14 protein-coding genes and 1 tRNA gene are annotated in these 13,019 nt (G+C 65.5%); 11 read left to right on the top strand and 4 right to left on the bottom strand.

Annotated elements, in window-relative coordinates:
• Positions 1–90: 90 nt before the first annotated feature.
• The 3 genes from ACR65K_RS07615 to ACR65K_RS07605 form a co-directional block, all read right to left on the bottom strand.
• On the bottom strand, positions 91–498 hold the full coding sequence (locus ACR65K_RS07615) for a hypothetical protein (RefSeq protein ID WP_440152060.1): 408 nt from the start codon (positions 496–498) through the stop codon (positions 91–93).
• A 64-nt stretch (positions 499–562) separates the two neighbouring features.
• Entirely contained in the window at positions 563–772 is a 210-nt protein-coding gene (locus ACR65K_RS07610) for a hypothetical protein (protein ID WP_056338570.1), read from the bottom strand.
• Between the two features lie 27 nt (positions 773–799).
• On the bottom strand, positions 800–2,023 hold the full coding sequence (locus ACR65K_RS07605; RefSeq protein WP_440152058.1) for a multidrug effflux MFS transporter: 1,224 nt from the start codon (positions 2,021–2,023) through the stop codon (positions 800–802).
• Positions 2,024–2,203: 180 nt separating this feature from the next.
• Between ACR65K_RS07605 and ACR65K_RS07600 the strand changes: the two genes are divergently transcribed.
• From ACR65K_RS07600 to ACR65K_RS07575, 6 genes are all read left to right on the top strand, one after another.
• Positions 2,204–3,055, top strand: a complete 852-nt coding sequence (locus ACR65K_RS07600) for a phage holin family protein (protein WP_440152057.1) — start codon at positions 2,204–2,206, stop codon at positions 3,053–3,055.
• A 79-nt stretch (positions 3,056–3,134) separates the two neighbouring features.
• Complete coding sequence (locus ACR65K_RS07595; RefSeq protein WP_056338561.1) at positions 3,135–3,758, top strand: CDP-alcohol phosphatidyltransferase family protein; 624 nt, start codon at positions 3,135–3,137, stop codon at positions 3,756–3,758.
• On the top strand, positions 3,758–4,666 hold the full coding sequence (locus ACR65K_RS07590) for a DMT family transporter (protein WP_056338557.1): 909 nt from the start codon (positions 3,758–3,760) through the stop codon (positions 4,664–4,666). The genes ACR65K_RS07595 and ACR65K_RS07590 overlap by 1 nt, the downstream gene beginning before the upstream one ends.
• A 110-nt stretch (positions 4,667–4,776) precedes the next feature.
• Positions 4,777–5,973: a glycosyltransferase gene (locus ACR65K_RS07585; RefSeq protein ID WP_056338554.1), complete on the top strand. Its 1,197-nt coding sequence runs from the start codon at positions 4,777–4,779 to the stop codon at positions 5,971–5,973.
• Positions 5,974–6,047: 74 nt separating this feature from the next.
• A tRNA-Ile gene (locus tag ACR65K_RS07580) sits at positions 6,048–6,121 on the top strand.
• A 145-nt stretch (positions 6,122–6,266) separates the two neighbouring features.
• The gene (locus tag ACR65K_RS07575; RefSeq protein ID WP_440152056.1) at positions 6,267–7,457 is read left to right on the top strand and encodes an acyl-CoA dehydrogenase family protein; all 1,191 of its coding nucleotides are present in this window, start codon (positions 6,267–6,269) and stop codon (positions 7,455–7,457) included.
• Between the two features lie 119 nt (positions 7,458–7,576).
• On the opposite strand, the gene ACR65K_RS07570 is transcribed toward ACR65K_RS07575, so the two are convergent.
• Positions 7,577–8,173: a M23 family metallopeptidase gene (locus ACR65K_RS07570; RefSeq protein WP_440152055.1), complete on the bottom strand. Its 597-nt coding sequence runs from the start codon at positions 8,171–8,173 to the stop codon at positions 7,577–7,579.
• A 458-nt stretch (positions 8,174–8,631) separates the two neighbouring features.
• Between ACR65K_RS07570 and rpsB the strand changes: the two genes are divergently transcribed.
• From rpsB to ACR65K_RS07545, 5 genes are all read left to right on the top strand, one after another.
• Positions 8,632–9,489: a 30S ribosomal protein S2 gene (gene rpsB / locus ACR65K_RS07565; protein WP_018771651.1), complete on the top strand. Its 858-nt coding sequence runs from the start codon at positions 8,632–8,634 to the stop codon at positions 9,487–9,489.
• Between the two features lie 127 nt (positions 9,490–9,616).
• A complete protein-coding gene (gene tsf / locus ACR65K_RS07560) occupies positions 9,617–10,453 on the top strand; it encodes a translation elongation factor Ts (protein WP_056338545.1) in 837 nt (278 codons plus the stop codon).
• A 134-nt stretch (positions 10,454–10,587) separates the two neighbouring features.
• Complete coding sequence (pyrH, locus tag ACR65K_RS07555; RefSeq protein ID WP_018771653.1) at positions 10,588–11,325, top strand: UMP kinase; 738 nt, start codon at positions 10,588–10,590, stop codon at positions 11,323–11,325.
• 129 nt (positions 11,326–11,454) lie between these two features.
• Positions 11,455–12,012 carry a ribosome recycling factor gene (gene frr / locus ACR65K_RS07550; protein WP_440152053.1) on the top strand — a complete coding sequence of 186 codons (558 nt, stop codon included), beginning with the start codon at positions 11,455–11,457 and terminating at the stop codon, positions 12,010–12,012.
• Positions 12,012–12,932, top strand: coding sequence for a phosphatidate cytidylyltransferase (locus tag ACR65K_RS07545; protein ID WP_440152051.1), 921 nt, complete (start codon positions 12,012–12,014; stop codon positions 12,930–12,932). The genes frr and ACR65K_RS07545 overlap by 1 nt, the downstream gene beginning before the upstream one ends.
• Positions 12,933–13,019: the final 87 nt, after the last annotated feature.

The raw sequence follows: 13,019 nt of genomic DNA, 5'->3' as shown, positions 1-13,019 counted from the left end.
GAGCGCTACGAAAAATCCCCGTTCCTCCACCTGGAGGAACGGGGATTTTTGCTTTCCGCGGGGCGGGAAGCGGAGTCGGCGGGGACCGGTCTAGACGAAGTCCATCTCCACTTGCAGGAACCTTTCGGCCTCGGCGATCGCTGCCTCGAACGCCTCCTTCTCGGTGGGCGACTTCCGGGGTTCACGCGGGCTCCATTCATGCGGCGCGGAGTGGATCCGCACAAAGCCTGCGTCCGGCGGGGCGTAGAAGATCCCGAAGCGCTGCACAGGCCATTCGGGCGAGGTCTCCGGCGCTACCAGCAGGGCTGCATTGAAGGCGGGGTTGAACCATTGGGCAATGGGCCTGCGCCGGTCTTCGGTGAACAGCCCGGCCGCGTACAGCGCCGCCGACGGCTGTCCGGCCTGCGCGCACAGCCGCTCCCACCACAGTGGCAGGATCCGGGCGTCGCACCGTTGCCAGGTGGCCGGAAGTGGCGGTTGGTTCTGCCAGTTGGGCACGGGATTATTTTATCCCCGCAGGCAGCCGCAGGGCAGGGAAAGCCGCCCCGGCGAGGCAAAACAATCAGCGGCGCTTCCGGGGCCCGCCGTTCCCCGGTCCGGGCCTCCTTGGGCCGGGATTCACCCTGTACAGGAGGGCTGCGCCCGCCAGCAGCCCCAGGACGATGCCCATGGCGGGGTTGCCCAGGGCGCGCCCGGCAAAATAGCCGACGACGGCGCCAAGCACCGCCCCGAGGAAAAGTCCCCTTCCGTTGCGGTGCGGTTTGCGGCTCATGGGCTGCCTTTCAAGGAAAGTCCGGCTTCAGTGGATTGACGGAACCGTGCGCGGCCGCACCACCAGCCACAGCGCGGCAATGGCCAGCAGGATGCATGCTGCCTGCACCGCACCCATCGGCGCGGCGCTGGTAATGCCCACCCAGCCCACCACGGGGGAGATGAGCCCGGCCATCAGGAACGTGGCGGCACCCAGCAGCGATGCCGCCGTGCCGGCCTGTGCTGCATGGCCTGCCAGCGCCAGCACCTGCACGCAAGGGAACATGAAGCCCGTACCCATGATGTAAAACCACAGCGGGACCATGACGCCCCACAGCCCCAGGCCCCCGCGGTCGAACACCACGATCAGCAGGGCCATCAGGAACATCCAGGCGGTGGCGCCGGCCAGGATCCACTGCGGCGGCACGATCCTGATCAGCCGCGCACTGGTCTGCACGCCGGCCACGATGCCCAGGGAGTTGATGCCGAACAGCAGGCCGTACTGCTGGGCCGAGAATCCAAACACGTCCTGGAAAAGGAAGGGCGAGGCGGAGAGGTAGGTGAAGAGGCCGCCGAAATTGAAGCCGGCCACCATCAGCAGCCCCACGAAGATCCGGTCGCTGAAGAGGGCCTTGTAGCGCTGCCGCGCCGTCATGCCGCTCTGGCCCCGCTTCTCCGGCGGAAGGGTCTCGCGCACCAGCAGCAGCGCCGCCACGATCACCAACGTCCCGTAGGCGGCCAGGAACACGAAGATGCCCGGCCACGGCATCACCAGGAGCAGCTGCGAACCGATGACGGGGGCCAGGATCGGTGCCAGCCCGTTGACCAGGGACATGCGGGAGAACATCCGCACCATGGCATAACCGGAGAACAGGTCGCGCACCATGGCCATGGCCACCACGCCGCCGCCGGCCGCGCCCACTCCCATCAGCACACGGAAGATCCCCAGGGTGGTGATGTCCGTGGACAGGGCGGCGCCAAGGGACGCGGCGATGTGCAGTGCCGTGGCCAGGATCAGCGGGGTCCGCCGCCCGAACCTGTCGCTGAAGGGACCCACCACCAGCTGCCCGAACGCAAAACCGACCGTGGTGCCGGCCAGGGTGAGCTGTACCTGTGCCTCGGTCACCCCCAGGCTTGCCTCCAGCGCGGGAAAGGCAGGCAGGTACAGGTCGATGGTGAACGGGCCGAGGGCCGTGAGGGCGCCCAGGAGGAGGATGTACAGGAGCTTCCGGCGGCGGCTCAGCAGGTCGCCCGGATTGGGGGGATTGGTCACGGAGAACAATCCTAGGCCCGGCCAGGACTGTTTTTGCAGCGTTGTAGGCCGCGCCGTCCGGCAAGCCCCCAAGTTCGCCCTGAACGTGAATGGTAGTTTTGGTGGCGTGGACTGTGCGGCTGCACATATCCGCAGTAAACGGAAGCAGTATCGACCCATGAGACCAGTAAGGCGGAACCGATGAGCGGACGTCACAGCGGGCGCACCAGCCCGGGATTGCGTATCACTGCGCTGCCCGGGACGGCAAGGCTCCTTTTCCGGTTGGCACCCCGCCAGCTCAATGACGAGATCGCGTTCGCCAAGATCGAACTCAAGCGCAAGGGAATCCAGGTAGGCGTGGCCGCGGCATTCTTCGCCGTGGCGCTGCTCTTCCTTGCGTTCCTGGTGGTGGGCCTGATCGTCGCAGCCATCATGGGACTGGCCACCATCATGCCTGCCTGGTTGGCGGCCCTCCTGGTATCCGCCGCTTTCCTGCTGATAGCCCTTATCGGCGGACTGGTTGGGCTCGCCCGGTTCAAGAAGGCCATGCCGCTGATGCCGGAGGAAACCATCCGCGGCATCAGGCACGACATCGGCGTTGCCCGGGAAGGGTCCGCCTTCAACCCGGCTGTCCTGGACCCGCAGAGCCCCGAGGCGAAGGCTGCGAAGGCCGCCAAGGCCGAAGCAGCGGCCAAGGCCAAGGCGGAGAAGGCAGCGAAGGCTGCCGAGCACGACAAGGAATTCCCGCACGCCTCCGAGCCCGAGCTGGTGCACCGGCTGAGCCAGCGGCGCCACCACCTGACCGAGGTCCGCGACGAACTCGGCACGGAGCTGGACCTCAAGACCCAGACCCGTTACGTGCTGGCCGCCGCACAGGTCAAAGCCCGCGAGACCCAGGTGCTGGCGCAGCGCGGCGTGGATGCGGCGGGGCAAAGGCTTGCGGCGTTCTCGGGATCCACCGACCTGTCCAGGCGGTGGAAGCCGCTGACGGCTTTCGTGGCGGCTGGAACCGTCCTGGTGGTCCTCCTCCGAAAGCTGCTCCGCTCCAGCTAGTCCAGTTCAATACACAACGTTCCAATGGGCGACTCATAACCGAAAGACCGCGAGCCGGCGCAGGAAGGAGAGGGGACGGGTGAAGTTTATTGGTGCAGGTGCCCGCCCCGGCCGTCCGCAGGTGGACCACGACGTCGTCTTCACCATCCCCAACCTGCTCACCGTTGTGCGGTTCATGGGTGTCCCGCTCTTCATGTGGCTCGTCCTGGTCCAGAAGGAGTATGGGGCGGGCGTAATAGTTCTGGCCGTCATGGCCGGTACGGACTGGATCGATGGCTACATCGCGCGCCGGTTCGACCAAGCCTCAAAACTCGGCAGGGTCCTTGACCCGATCGCCGACCGGCTGGCGCTGCTGGCCGTGGCCTTCACCCTGGTGATCGCCGGCGTCGTGCATTGGCTGTACCTGGCCGCCCTGGTGGTCCCCGACGCCGTCCTGCTGGTCCTCACGCTTTCCTTCTTCCGCGGGCATCCGGATCTTCCGGTCAGCGTGGTGGGCAAGGTCCGGACCGGGCTGCTCCTCCTGGGCACTCCGCTGCTGGTCCTCTCCCGCCTGGACACCGGCTATGCCGGCCAACTCTTCGTCGCCGCCTGGGTGGTGCTGGGGCTGGGCCTCGTTGGCCACTGGGTCGCCGCGTACAACTACTTCTGGGCCATCCTGCGAAAGGGCAGGGAACTGAAACAGCACGACGGCGGGAAGGGCTGATGGTTTGGGTTGCCGTCGGCCTGGCGGTGCTTGGCGCCTTCTGCCTGGCCTTGGGTGCCCAGCGCCAGGGCAGTGCCGTCAAAGCCGACACCGGAGGCCTTGCCCTGAGTTCCAACGGATTCCTGCGCCTCCTGCGCAATCCCCGGTGGATGTTCGGGCTCCTGCTGCTGTGCGTCGGGATGGCCATGAACGCCGTGGCCCTGGTCTCCGCCCCGCTCACGGTGGTCCAGCCCATCGGCGCCATCGCCCTGGTGATCACAACGGTGGTCAACGCCCGGGACCAGGACCTGACCATCAACCGCGCCACCGCGGTGTCCATCGGCGCCTGCGTCACCGGCTCGGCACTCTTTGTCCTCCTCGCGGTCAACGTCACCCAGGAGAGCCACCATGTCAGCTTGGCGGACGAGTTGACCATCGTGCTGCTGCTCGCCCTGGCGGTTGGCCTGTTCGGCACGCTGGCAGTGATGTTCAAGCACCGCATGAATGCGTTCGTCTACATCCTCGGCGCCGGCATCCTGTTCGGCTTCGTCGCGGTGCTCACCAGGATTATCGGCAAGCACCTCCTGGACCCCAACGGCCTGTTCCTGCTCAACGTGCAGTGGTACTCAGTGGTGGCCATCATCGCGGCGGGCGGCCTGGGGTCCTGGTTCGTCCAGAGCGCCTACTCCACCGGCCCTCCGGACCTGGTGATTGCCGGACTCACGGTCATCGATCCCATGGTGGGCATTGCCATCGGCATCATCATCCTGGGTGAACTGCGCCCCGATGTCCCGGCCGTCATGGCTATTGCGATGGGAACGGCGGCCTGCCTTGCTATCGTTGGGGTTATCGCCCTTTCCCGGCACCATCCGGAGGTCATCAAGCGCAAGAAGGACGCGCGGAAGGCCGCCGGCAGGCCGTCCCACTAGCCCATTTCCCGCACAGACCAGCTATCCCGCGAAGCCCGGCGCCTGCGCCAGCGGCCAACCGTGCTGCCAGTTCCACGCTGTCCGCACCGTGACCATCAGGAGTACTCCACATGACCACGCCAGCCGACCAGCATCCCCTGACCATCCTGATCGCGGCGGACACCTACCCGCCGGACGTCAACGGCGCCGCCCAGTTCGGATACCGCCTGGCCAAGGGAATGACCGCCCGCGGGCACAACGTCCATGTCCTGGCGTCCCGCGACAGCAAGGGGAAGAGCTTCACCGAGTTCCGCGAGGAAGCAACCGTGCACCGGCTCCGCTCGCACAAGGCGTTCACCCACGAGACCTTCCGTCTCTGCTTCCCCTGGGAAATCAAGAAAGAAATCACCCTGCTCTTCGAGCGCGTGAAGCCGGACGTGGTGCACATCCAAAGCCATTACATGATCGGCGAGCACGTACTCTACGAAGCTGTGAAACGTGGCATCCGGGTGGTGGCCACCAACCACTTCATGCCCGAAAACCTCAACCCCTTCCTGCCGTTCCCGCAGTGGTTCAAGGACATCATCGGGCGTGTTTCCTGGAAGGACATGGGCAAGGTCATGGGCCAGGCCGATGTCGTCACCACGCCCACGCCGCTGGCCGCCAAGGCGATGCACGAGCACGCCTTCCTGCGCAAAGTCCTGCCGCTGTCCAACGGCATCGACTCCACAGCCTACGAACTCCAGCCCGGCGAGCACATCGAGCCGCATGAAAACCCCACTGTGCTGTTCGCCGGACGCCTGGCCGAGGAAAAGCATGTTGACGTACTCATCAAGGCCATCAGCAAGACACCGCCGGAATTGAACGTGCACCTGGAGATCGTGGGCGGCGGCGAAGTGCGCACCGGCCTGGAGGACCTGGTGCGCCGGCTTGGGCTGGGAAGCCGCGTGAAGTTCCTTGGCCTTGCCAGTGACGAGGAACTGCGGAGGGCCTACATCCGGGCGGACCTGTTCTGCATGCCCGGAACGGCCGAACTTCAGTCGCTGGTGACGCTCGAAGCCATGTCCGCCTCCACCCCGGTGGTCCTTGCCGACGCCATGGCCCTGCCGCACCTGGTGCGCGACGGCGGGAACGGCTACCTGTTCACGCCCAACGACAGCGACGACCTTGCCAAGAAGATCACCCAGGTCCTGGAACTGCCCAAGGAGCAACAGCGGGCCATGGGCCGGGCCAGCCGCCAGATGGTGGAGCCGCACAGCATCCAGGGGACACTCCAGACCTTCGAGGACCTGTACCGCGGCGCCACCTATGAGGACAAAGTGGTCTGAACCCTTTCCCGGGTTTGCTAGAGTGTTTCTGCCCTGCCGGAACGTGCCTGTTTGGCCACGTGCCCACGGGGTTTGGGGCTATAGCTCAGCTGGTTAGAGCGCGGGACTCATAATCCTAAGGTCCTCGGTTCAAGTCCGAGTAGCCCTACCGCCAATCCGGAACCGCGGCCAACAATCTTTCGTTGGCCGCGGTTTTCTTGGTTAAACCCGCCCCCTGCGGTATGTTACTGGTCAGTAACATACCGTGCTCCGCTCCGCGGCATGGTCAGCGCTGATCATCAAAGAAGGTACCCATGGCCACCTCCGCAGCCGATCCCCACGAACTTCCCTACGCCAACGGGGACTTCTTCGCCTTCGAGCAGCTCCTCTCCGGGAAGGAACAGGACCGGCTCGCTGAAGTCCGCGACTTCCTGGCGCGCGAGGTCAAGCCCATCGCGGTGGACTGCTGGAACCGCGGCGAGTTCCCCGCGGACCTGGTGCCGAAGCTTGCCGGCCTGGACCTCGCCAGCCCGGTCCGCCGCCAGGGGTACTCCAACCTCTTCGCGGGCATGTTGCACGCCGAGCTCACGCGTGCCGATGCCTCCATCGCCACCTTCCTGGGCGTCCACGACGGCCTGTTCACCGGATCCATCGAGTTGCTGGCCTCCCAGGAGCAGAAGGACGAATGGCTTCCCGACATCTACTCACTGAAGAAGATCGGCGCCTTCGGCCTGACTGAACCGCTGGGTGGCAGCGACGTTGCCGGCGGAACGCGCACCACGGCGCGGAAAGACGGCGGCAACTGGATCCTCAACGGCGCAAAACGGTGGATCGGCAACGCCACCTTCTCGGACTGGGTGGTGGTGTATGCCCGGGACCTGGCCGACAACCAGGTCAAGGGCTTCATGGTGGACACCACGCTCGACGGGTTCAGCGCCACAAAGATCGAGAACAAGATCTCGCTGCGCACCGTCCAGAATGCCGACATTGTCCTGACGGACGTGGTGGTCCCGGAGCACTTCAAGCTGGCCAACGCCAACAGCTTCCGCGAAGTCAACAAAGTCCTCAAGGTAACCCGGCTGGCTGTCGCCTGGCAGGCCGTCGGGCTCCAGCTTGCCGCATTCGACGTTGCCCGCCGCTATGCCGTGGAGCGCCACCAGTTCGGCCGGCCCCTGGCCTCCTTCCAGCTCATCCAGGACCAGCTGGTCCGCATCCTGGGAAACACCGTCAGCTCGATGGGAATGATGGTCCGGCTGTCCCAGCTGGAGGACGAGGGTGCGGCCAAAGACGAGCAGTCCGCGCTTGCCAAGGCCTACGCCACGGCGCGCATGCGGGACAGCGTGGCGCTGGGCCGCAACATTCTTGGCGGCAACGGAATCGTGACCGACTTCGAGATGGCCAAGATCTTCGCCGACGCCGAGGCCATCTACTCATACGAGGGCACGGCCGAAATCAACACCCTGGTGACAGGCCGGGCCATCACGGGCATCTCCGCCATCATCTAGCTGACAGCGTCCAGCGTCCAGCGTCCAGCTGCCACCGACCGCCGCGTGGCTGCGGCAGGCCCGCATGCAGCGCGCTGGGACCATGTCGCGGTGGACCGGTTGTGTCCGCTGCCCATCGCCTACGGCGAGCCGGGCAGCGGAAGCAGGACGGATGGGCGAAGGTCCAGGACAAACTGAAGAGGATTGACGTATTCCTCTCCGTCCCGGACTCCCCAGTGCAGGCACTGTACTGCCGGGCAGTGTCCCGGCAGCACGGTCCCGACCACCTGGCCTGCAGCAACAGCTTCGCCCACCGCCAAGGTGCTGTCCACAGGTTCGAAGCTGCTGCGCAGCCCGCCGCCATGGTCGATGGTGATCACGGGCCTGTCCACCACGACACCCGCGAAACTCACCGTTCCCGCCGCGGGTGACATCACGGGGGTTCCGGCTGTGCCAAGGCCCAGATCTACGCCGCGGTGCCCGCTGAGCCACGGCTTTGGCGGCGGATCGAAGCCGCGCAGCACCGGTGGGCGCGGCGCCAGTGGCCACTGCCAGGAAGGCGCTGCACCCGCTGCGGCAGCCGTCGTCGCACTGTTTCTCTGAGGGACGGCGCTGTTTGTGCCGGCGCTGTGCGGGATGGCGCTGTGTGTGGCAGCGCTGTACCGGGCGGCCGGCCCGGCGGAGGCCACGGATGTGGGCAGCAGCAGGAGCGCGGCCAGGAGAACTGGTGGTTTCATGCCATCAGCCTGCCGGACTGGGTACGGTACCGGCAGGGCCGGTTGCGCCTATGTGGACAACCGTGAAGGGCCGGCCCGCGGCCGCAGCAGTGTCCGGCGGGCGGGGACGCCTGTAGTACACTTGATGGAGCAGTTTGCTGCGCCCTCAACGTTTCCCGTCCCAGTGGTTTGCCCCCGCGGCAGATGCCCCTGTCCGGATTGCGTCGGCACATCTCATTCAGGAGTGTGGGGGAGCAGCGGCTGACTACGCGCATCCAGCCCTCCGGCAGGCGACGCCCCGGCGCCGTCAATGGAGGATCGCGCTTCCTTCGGTCAGGCTTCGATCCTGATGGGAAGTGCGGTGGATGCCAGGAGCACGGCCCGTCCGGGCCACGCTGATCAACCGTCAACTATTGGCAGGGTAAGAAGCCTCCGGGTTTTCTCATGAATGACCTGCCGGAAAAATAAGGAGCGCCGGAATGCCCGTCGTAACCATGCGCCAGCTGCTTGACAGCGGCGTCCACTTTGGACACCAGACCCGCCGTTGGAACCCGAAGATGAAGCGCTTCATCTTCACCGAGCGCAACGGCATCTACATCATCGACCTTCAGCAGTCGCTGTCCTACATCGACCGTGCCTACGAGTTCGTCAAGGCCACTGTTGCCCACGGCGGCACCGTGCTCTTCGTCGGCACCAAGAAGCAGGCCCAGGAAGCAATTGCCGAGCAGGCAACCCGCGTGGGCCAGCCCTACGTCAACCAGCGTTGGCTCGGCGGTATGCTGACCAACTTCCAGACGGTCGCCAAGCGCATCCAGCGCATGAAGGAACTCGAAGAGATCGACTTCGACGACGTCGCCGGCTCCGCCTACACCAAGAAGGAGCTCCTGCTCCTCAAGCGCGAGCTCACCAAGCTGGAGTCCAACCTCGGCGGTATCCGCAACCTGACCAAGGCTCCGTCCCTGCTCTGGGTCGTTGACACCAAGAAGGAACACCTCGCCGTTGACGAGGCCAAGAAGCTGAACATCCCGGTTGTGGCCATCCTGGACACCAACTGCGATCCGGACGAAGTTGACTTCCCGATCCCGGGCAACGACGACGCCATCCGCTCCGTGAACCTCCTGACCCGCGTTGTCGCCGACGCCGTTGCCGAGGGCCTGATCGCCCGCAACAACCGCGGCACGGGCGCCACCGAAGCTCCGGAAGAGCCGCTGGCCGAGTGGGAGCGCGAGCTCCTCGAAGGCAGCAAGGCCGAGGAAGCTGCTGCAGCCCCCGCTGCTCCCGCTGAAGAAGCCGAAGCTCCGGCCGCCGCCGAGGCTCCCGCCGAAGACGCCAAGTAACACACTTCAATCCGGATTTTCCGCGCTGTCAGCAGCCGGAACTGCTGACAGGATGGCAGCCCACGCCGTGGGCCGCCATCCTGTCGGTCCGTACACCACCACACATTTTCTAGACAGAGGGGTTCACATGGCGAACTACACTGCCGCGGACATCAAGGCCCTGCGCGAGCGCACCGGCGCCGGCATGATGGATGTCAAGAAGGCTCTTGACGAAGCCAACGGTGACGCCGAGAAGGCCATCGAGATCATCCGCATCAAGGGCCTCAAGGGCGCTACCAAGCGTGAAGGCCGTTCCACCGCTGAAGGCCTCGTGGCCGCCAAGGTCAGCAACGGCGTCGGCGTCATGATCGAGGTCAACTGCGAGACCGACTTCGTTGCCAAGGCTGACAAGTTCATCCAGCTGGCCGACAAGGTCCTGGCCGTTGCCGTCGAGTCCGGCGCTGCCGACCTCGAAACCCTGCTCGCCACCGACGTCGACGGCAAGCCGCTGTCCGAGGTCGTCATCGAAGAGGGCGCCGTCCTGGGCGAGAAGGTTGTTGTCCGCCGCATCTCCCGCATCGAGGGCGCAACGGTCGACGCTTACCTGCACAAGACCTCCAAGGACCTCCCGGCCCAGGTTGGCGTGCTGTTCGCTGTCGACGGTGAAGGCGAAGCCGCTGCCACCGCCGCCCACGACGTCGCCGTCCACATCGCCGCCATGGCTCCGAACTACCTCACCCGCGAGGACGTTCCCGCTGAGCTCGTCGAGTCCGAGCGCCGCATCGCGGAAGAGACCGCCAAGGCCGAAGGCAAGCCCGAAGCTGCCCTCACCAAGATTGTGGAAGGCCGCGTGACGGGCTTCTACAAGGGCGAGGTCCTGGTTGACCAGGCATTCGCAAAGGACGCCAAGAAGTCCGTGGCACAGGTCCTCGAAGAGGCCGGTGTCAAGGGAACCGCGTTCACGCGATTCCGCGTCGGCTCCTAGTCGATTCTGCAAGGGGGTGGCCACTTCGGTGGCCGCCCCTTTTGCATGCGCACAGTCCACATGGAGCGCGGCCGGTTCCGACCAACGGATCCGGCAGGATACCCTTTTTTCTGAGTCACCAACCGGAAGGCATCATGGAAGCCGTCAACACTGTCATCCATTCCGAGAAGAACAAGCGGCGGGTCCTCCTGAAGCTCTCCGGCGAGGTCTTCGGCGGCGGGAAACTGGGTGTCGACCCCGAGACCGTCCGCGACGTCGCCAAGCAGATCGCCGCGGCCGTCCCGCAGGTGGAAGTGGCCATCGTGGTAGGCGGCGGAAACTTCTTCCGCGGCGCTGAACTCTCCCAGAGCGGCATGGACCGCTCCCGCGCCGACTACATGGGCATGCTGGGAACGGTCATGAACTGCCTGGCACTGCAGGACTTCCTGGAGCAGGCAGGCGTGGAAACCCGCGTCCAAAGCGCCATCACCATGGGACAGGTGGCCGAGGCCTACATCCCGCGCCGCGCCATCCGCCACATGGAAAAGGGCCGCGTGGTCATTTTCGGCGCCGGTGCGGGGCTGCCCTACTTCTCCACCGACACCGTGGCAGCCCAGCGGGCCCTTGAAGTCCACGCCGACGTGGTCCTCATGGCCAAGAGCGGGGTGGACGCCGTCTACACCGCAGACCCCAAGAAGGACCCCACCGCGGAACGCCTGGAAACCCTCAGCTACGACGACGCGCTGCGCCGCGACATCCGCGTCATGGACCAGACGGCCATGACCATGTGCAAGGACAACAACCTTTCCATGGTGGTCTTTGGCATGGAGGGTGAAGGCAACGTCACCCGCGCCATCCTCGGCGAAAAGCTGGGCACGCTGGTCACCGCCTAGCTGCGGCTAGGATGAATCCAGGACACTTCCGTTCCCGCCCTTTCCGGCGGGGACGGAAACGGCAACAAAGAACCACGTGAGTGCAGGAAACCGGCGCCCCGGACTGCACCAGAACCGTCAGGAGAGACCGTGATCGAAGAAACCTTGCTCGAGGCCGAAGAAAAGATGGACAAGGCGATTGAGGTAGCCAAGGAAGACTTCGCTTCCATCCGTACCGGCCGCGCCAATCCCGGTCTCTACAACAAGGTCCTGGTGGACTACTACGGCTCGCCCACCCCGCTGCAGCAGCTCGCATCCTTCGCCATCCCGGACGCTCGGACCATCCTGATCACCCCGTTCGACAAGACCGCCATGCGCGACATCGAACGCGCGCTCAGCGACTCCGAGGTGGGCGCCAACCCGTCCAACGACGGCAACGTCATCCGGATCACCATTCCGGAACTGACCAAGGAACGCCGCAAGGAATACGTCAAGATCGTCAAGACCAAGGGCGAAGACGCCAAGATCTCCATCCGCAACATCCGCCGCAAGGCCAAGGAAGCCCTGGACCGCCTGGTCAAGGACGGCGAGGCCGGCGAGGACGAAGGCACCCGCGCCGAAAAGGAACTGGACAGCCTCACCAAGGCCCACGTGGACGGCATCGACGAGCTGCTCAAGCGCAAGGAAGCAGAGCTGCTCGAAGTCTGATGGGCCAGGCAGATCAGGCCCCCGCACCAAGGGCGCGCACACGGGGGAAGCAGCCCAAAAGCAACCCGACGCCAAAGGCAGGGCGGAACCTGCCGGCCGCCGTCGTGGTGGGCCTGGCCATGCTGCTGGCCGTCCTGGGCGGGCTGCTATTCCTCCCGCTGGCTTTCGTGGCAATCGTGACGGCCTTCGCCGTTTTCGGCGTGTGGGAAATCTACCGGGCGCTGGAGCACAACGGAACCAGGATGCCCATCGTGCCGGTCATGACCGGCACCGTGGCCATGCCGTTCGCCGCCTACTTCGGCGGCATCGAGAGCCAGCTCTTTGCGCTGCTGCTCAGCGCCGTGGCGGTCCTGCTGTGGCGATCGATCGAAAGTGCCGCGGGCTCGGCCAACAGCATCTTCGCCGGCGTCTTCACCCTGGGCTGGGTACCGTTCTTCATCAGCTTTGCCGCACTGCCGCTGCATGCCGGCGGCACTACGCCGCTGGGGCTTTGGCCCGGCGGCGTTGCCCCGATCGGGGCATGGGAGATTGCCGTCATGCTGCTGCTGGTGGTATCCAACGACACCTTCGGCTACCTGGTGGGCGCTTCCATTGGCAAGCACCCCATGGCGCCGAAGATCAGCCCCAAGAAGTCCTGGGAAGGGTTCGCGGGGTCCGCAGGAGGCGCCATGCTGATCGGCGTCCTGGCAGCTCTCTTCGTGCTGGACAAGCCCTGGTGGGTAGGCGTGGTGCTGGCACTGGGCACCGTAGCGGCAGCCACTGCGGGGGACCTCGGCGAATCCATGGTCAAGCGTGAACTGGGCGTCAAGGACATGAGCAGCATCCTGCCCGGACACGGAGGAGTCATGGACAGGCTGGACTCCATCGTGTTCGCCTCGCCGGTGGCCTTCATCCTGTACGGACTAGTGGCCGGCGCATAACCTTATTTGGCCCGGCGCAAGCGGGCATCCGACACAAAAAGGGTCCGGGCGGCTGAACCAACCCCGGCCTCCTAGACTGGTGCGGAA

This window comes from Arthrobacter sp. SAFR-179, assembly GCF_059414945.1.
The sequence above is the reverse complement of the archived record's forward strand: the minus strand, read 5'-3'. Positions and strand labels throughout refer to the sequence as shown.

What these genes read in the sequence shown, in the direction of transcription:
- ACR65K_RS07610 (WP_056338570.1), bottom strand. Translation starts at nt 772, where the DNA reads ATGAGCCGCAAACCGCACCGCAACGGAAGGGGACTTTTCCTCGGGGCG.
- ACR65K_RS07600 (WP_440152057.1), top strand. Translation starts at nt 2,204, where the DNA reads ATGAGCGGACGTCACAGCGGGCGCACCAGCCCGGGATTGCGTATCACT.
- ACR65K_RS07590 (WP_056338557.1), top strand. Translation starts at nt 3,758, where the DNA reads ATGGTTTGGGTTGCCGTCGGCCTGGCGGTGCTTGGCGCCTTCTGCCTG.
- ACR65K_RS07585 (WP_056338554.1), top strand. Translation starts at nt 4,777, where the DNA reads ATGACCACGCCAGCCGACCAGCATCCCCTGACCATCCTGATCGCGGCG.
- ACR65K_RS07575 (WP_440152056.1), top strand. Translation starts at nt 6,267, where the DNA reads ATGGCCACCTCCGCAGCCGATCCCCACGAACTTCCCTACGCCAACGGG.
- ACR65K_RS07570 (WP_440152055.1), bottom strand. Translation starts at nt 8,173, where the DNA reads ATGAAACCACCAGTTCTCCTGGCCGCGCTCCTGCTGCTGCCCACATCC.
- rpsB (WP_018771651.1), top strand. Translation starts at nt 8,632, where the DNA reads ATGCCCGTCGTAACCATGCGCCAGCTGCTTGACAGCGGCGTCCACTTT.
- tsf (WP_056338545.1), top strand. Translation starts at nt 9,617, where the DNA reads ATGGCGAACTACACTGCCGCGGACATCAAGGCCCTGCGCGAGCGCACC.
- pyrH (WP_018771653.1), top strand. Translation starts at nt 10,588, where the DNA reads ATGGAAGCCGTCAACACTGTCATCCATTCCGAGAAGAACAAGCGGCGG.
- ACR65K_RS07545 (WP_440152051.1), top strand. Translation starts at nt 12,012, where the DNA reads ATGGGCCAGGCAGATCAGGCCCCCGCACCAAGGGCGCGCACACGGGGG.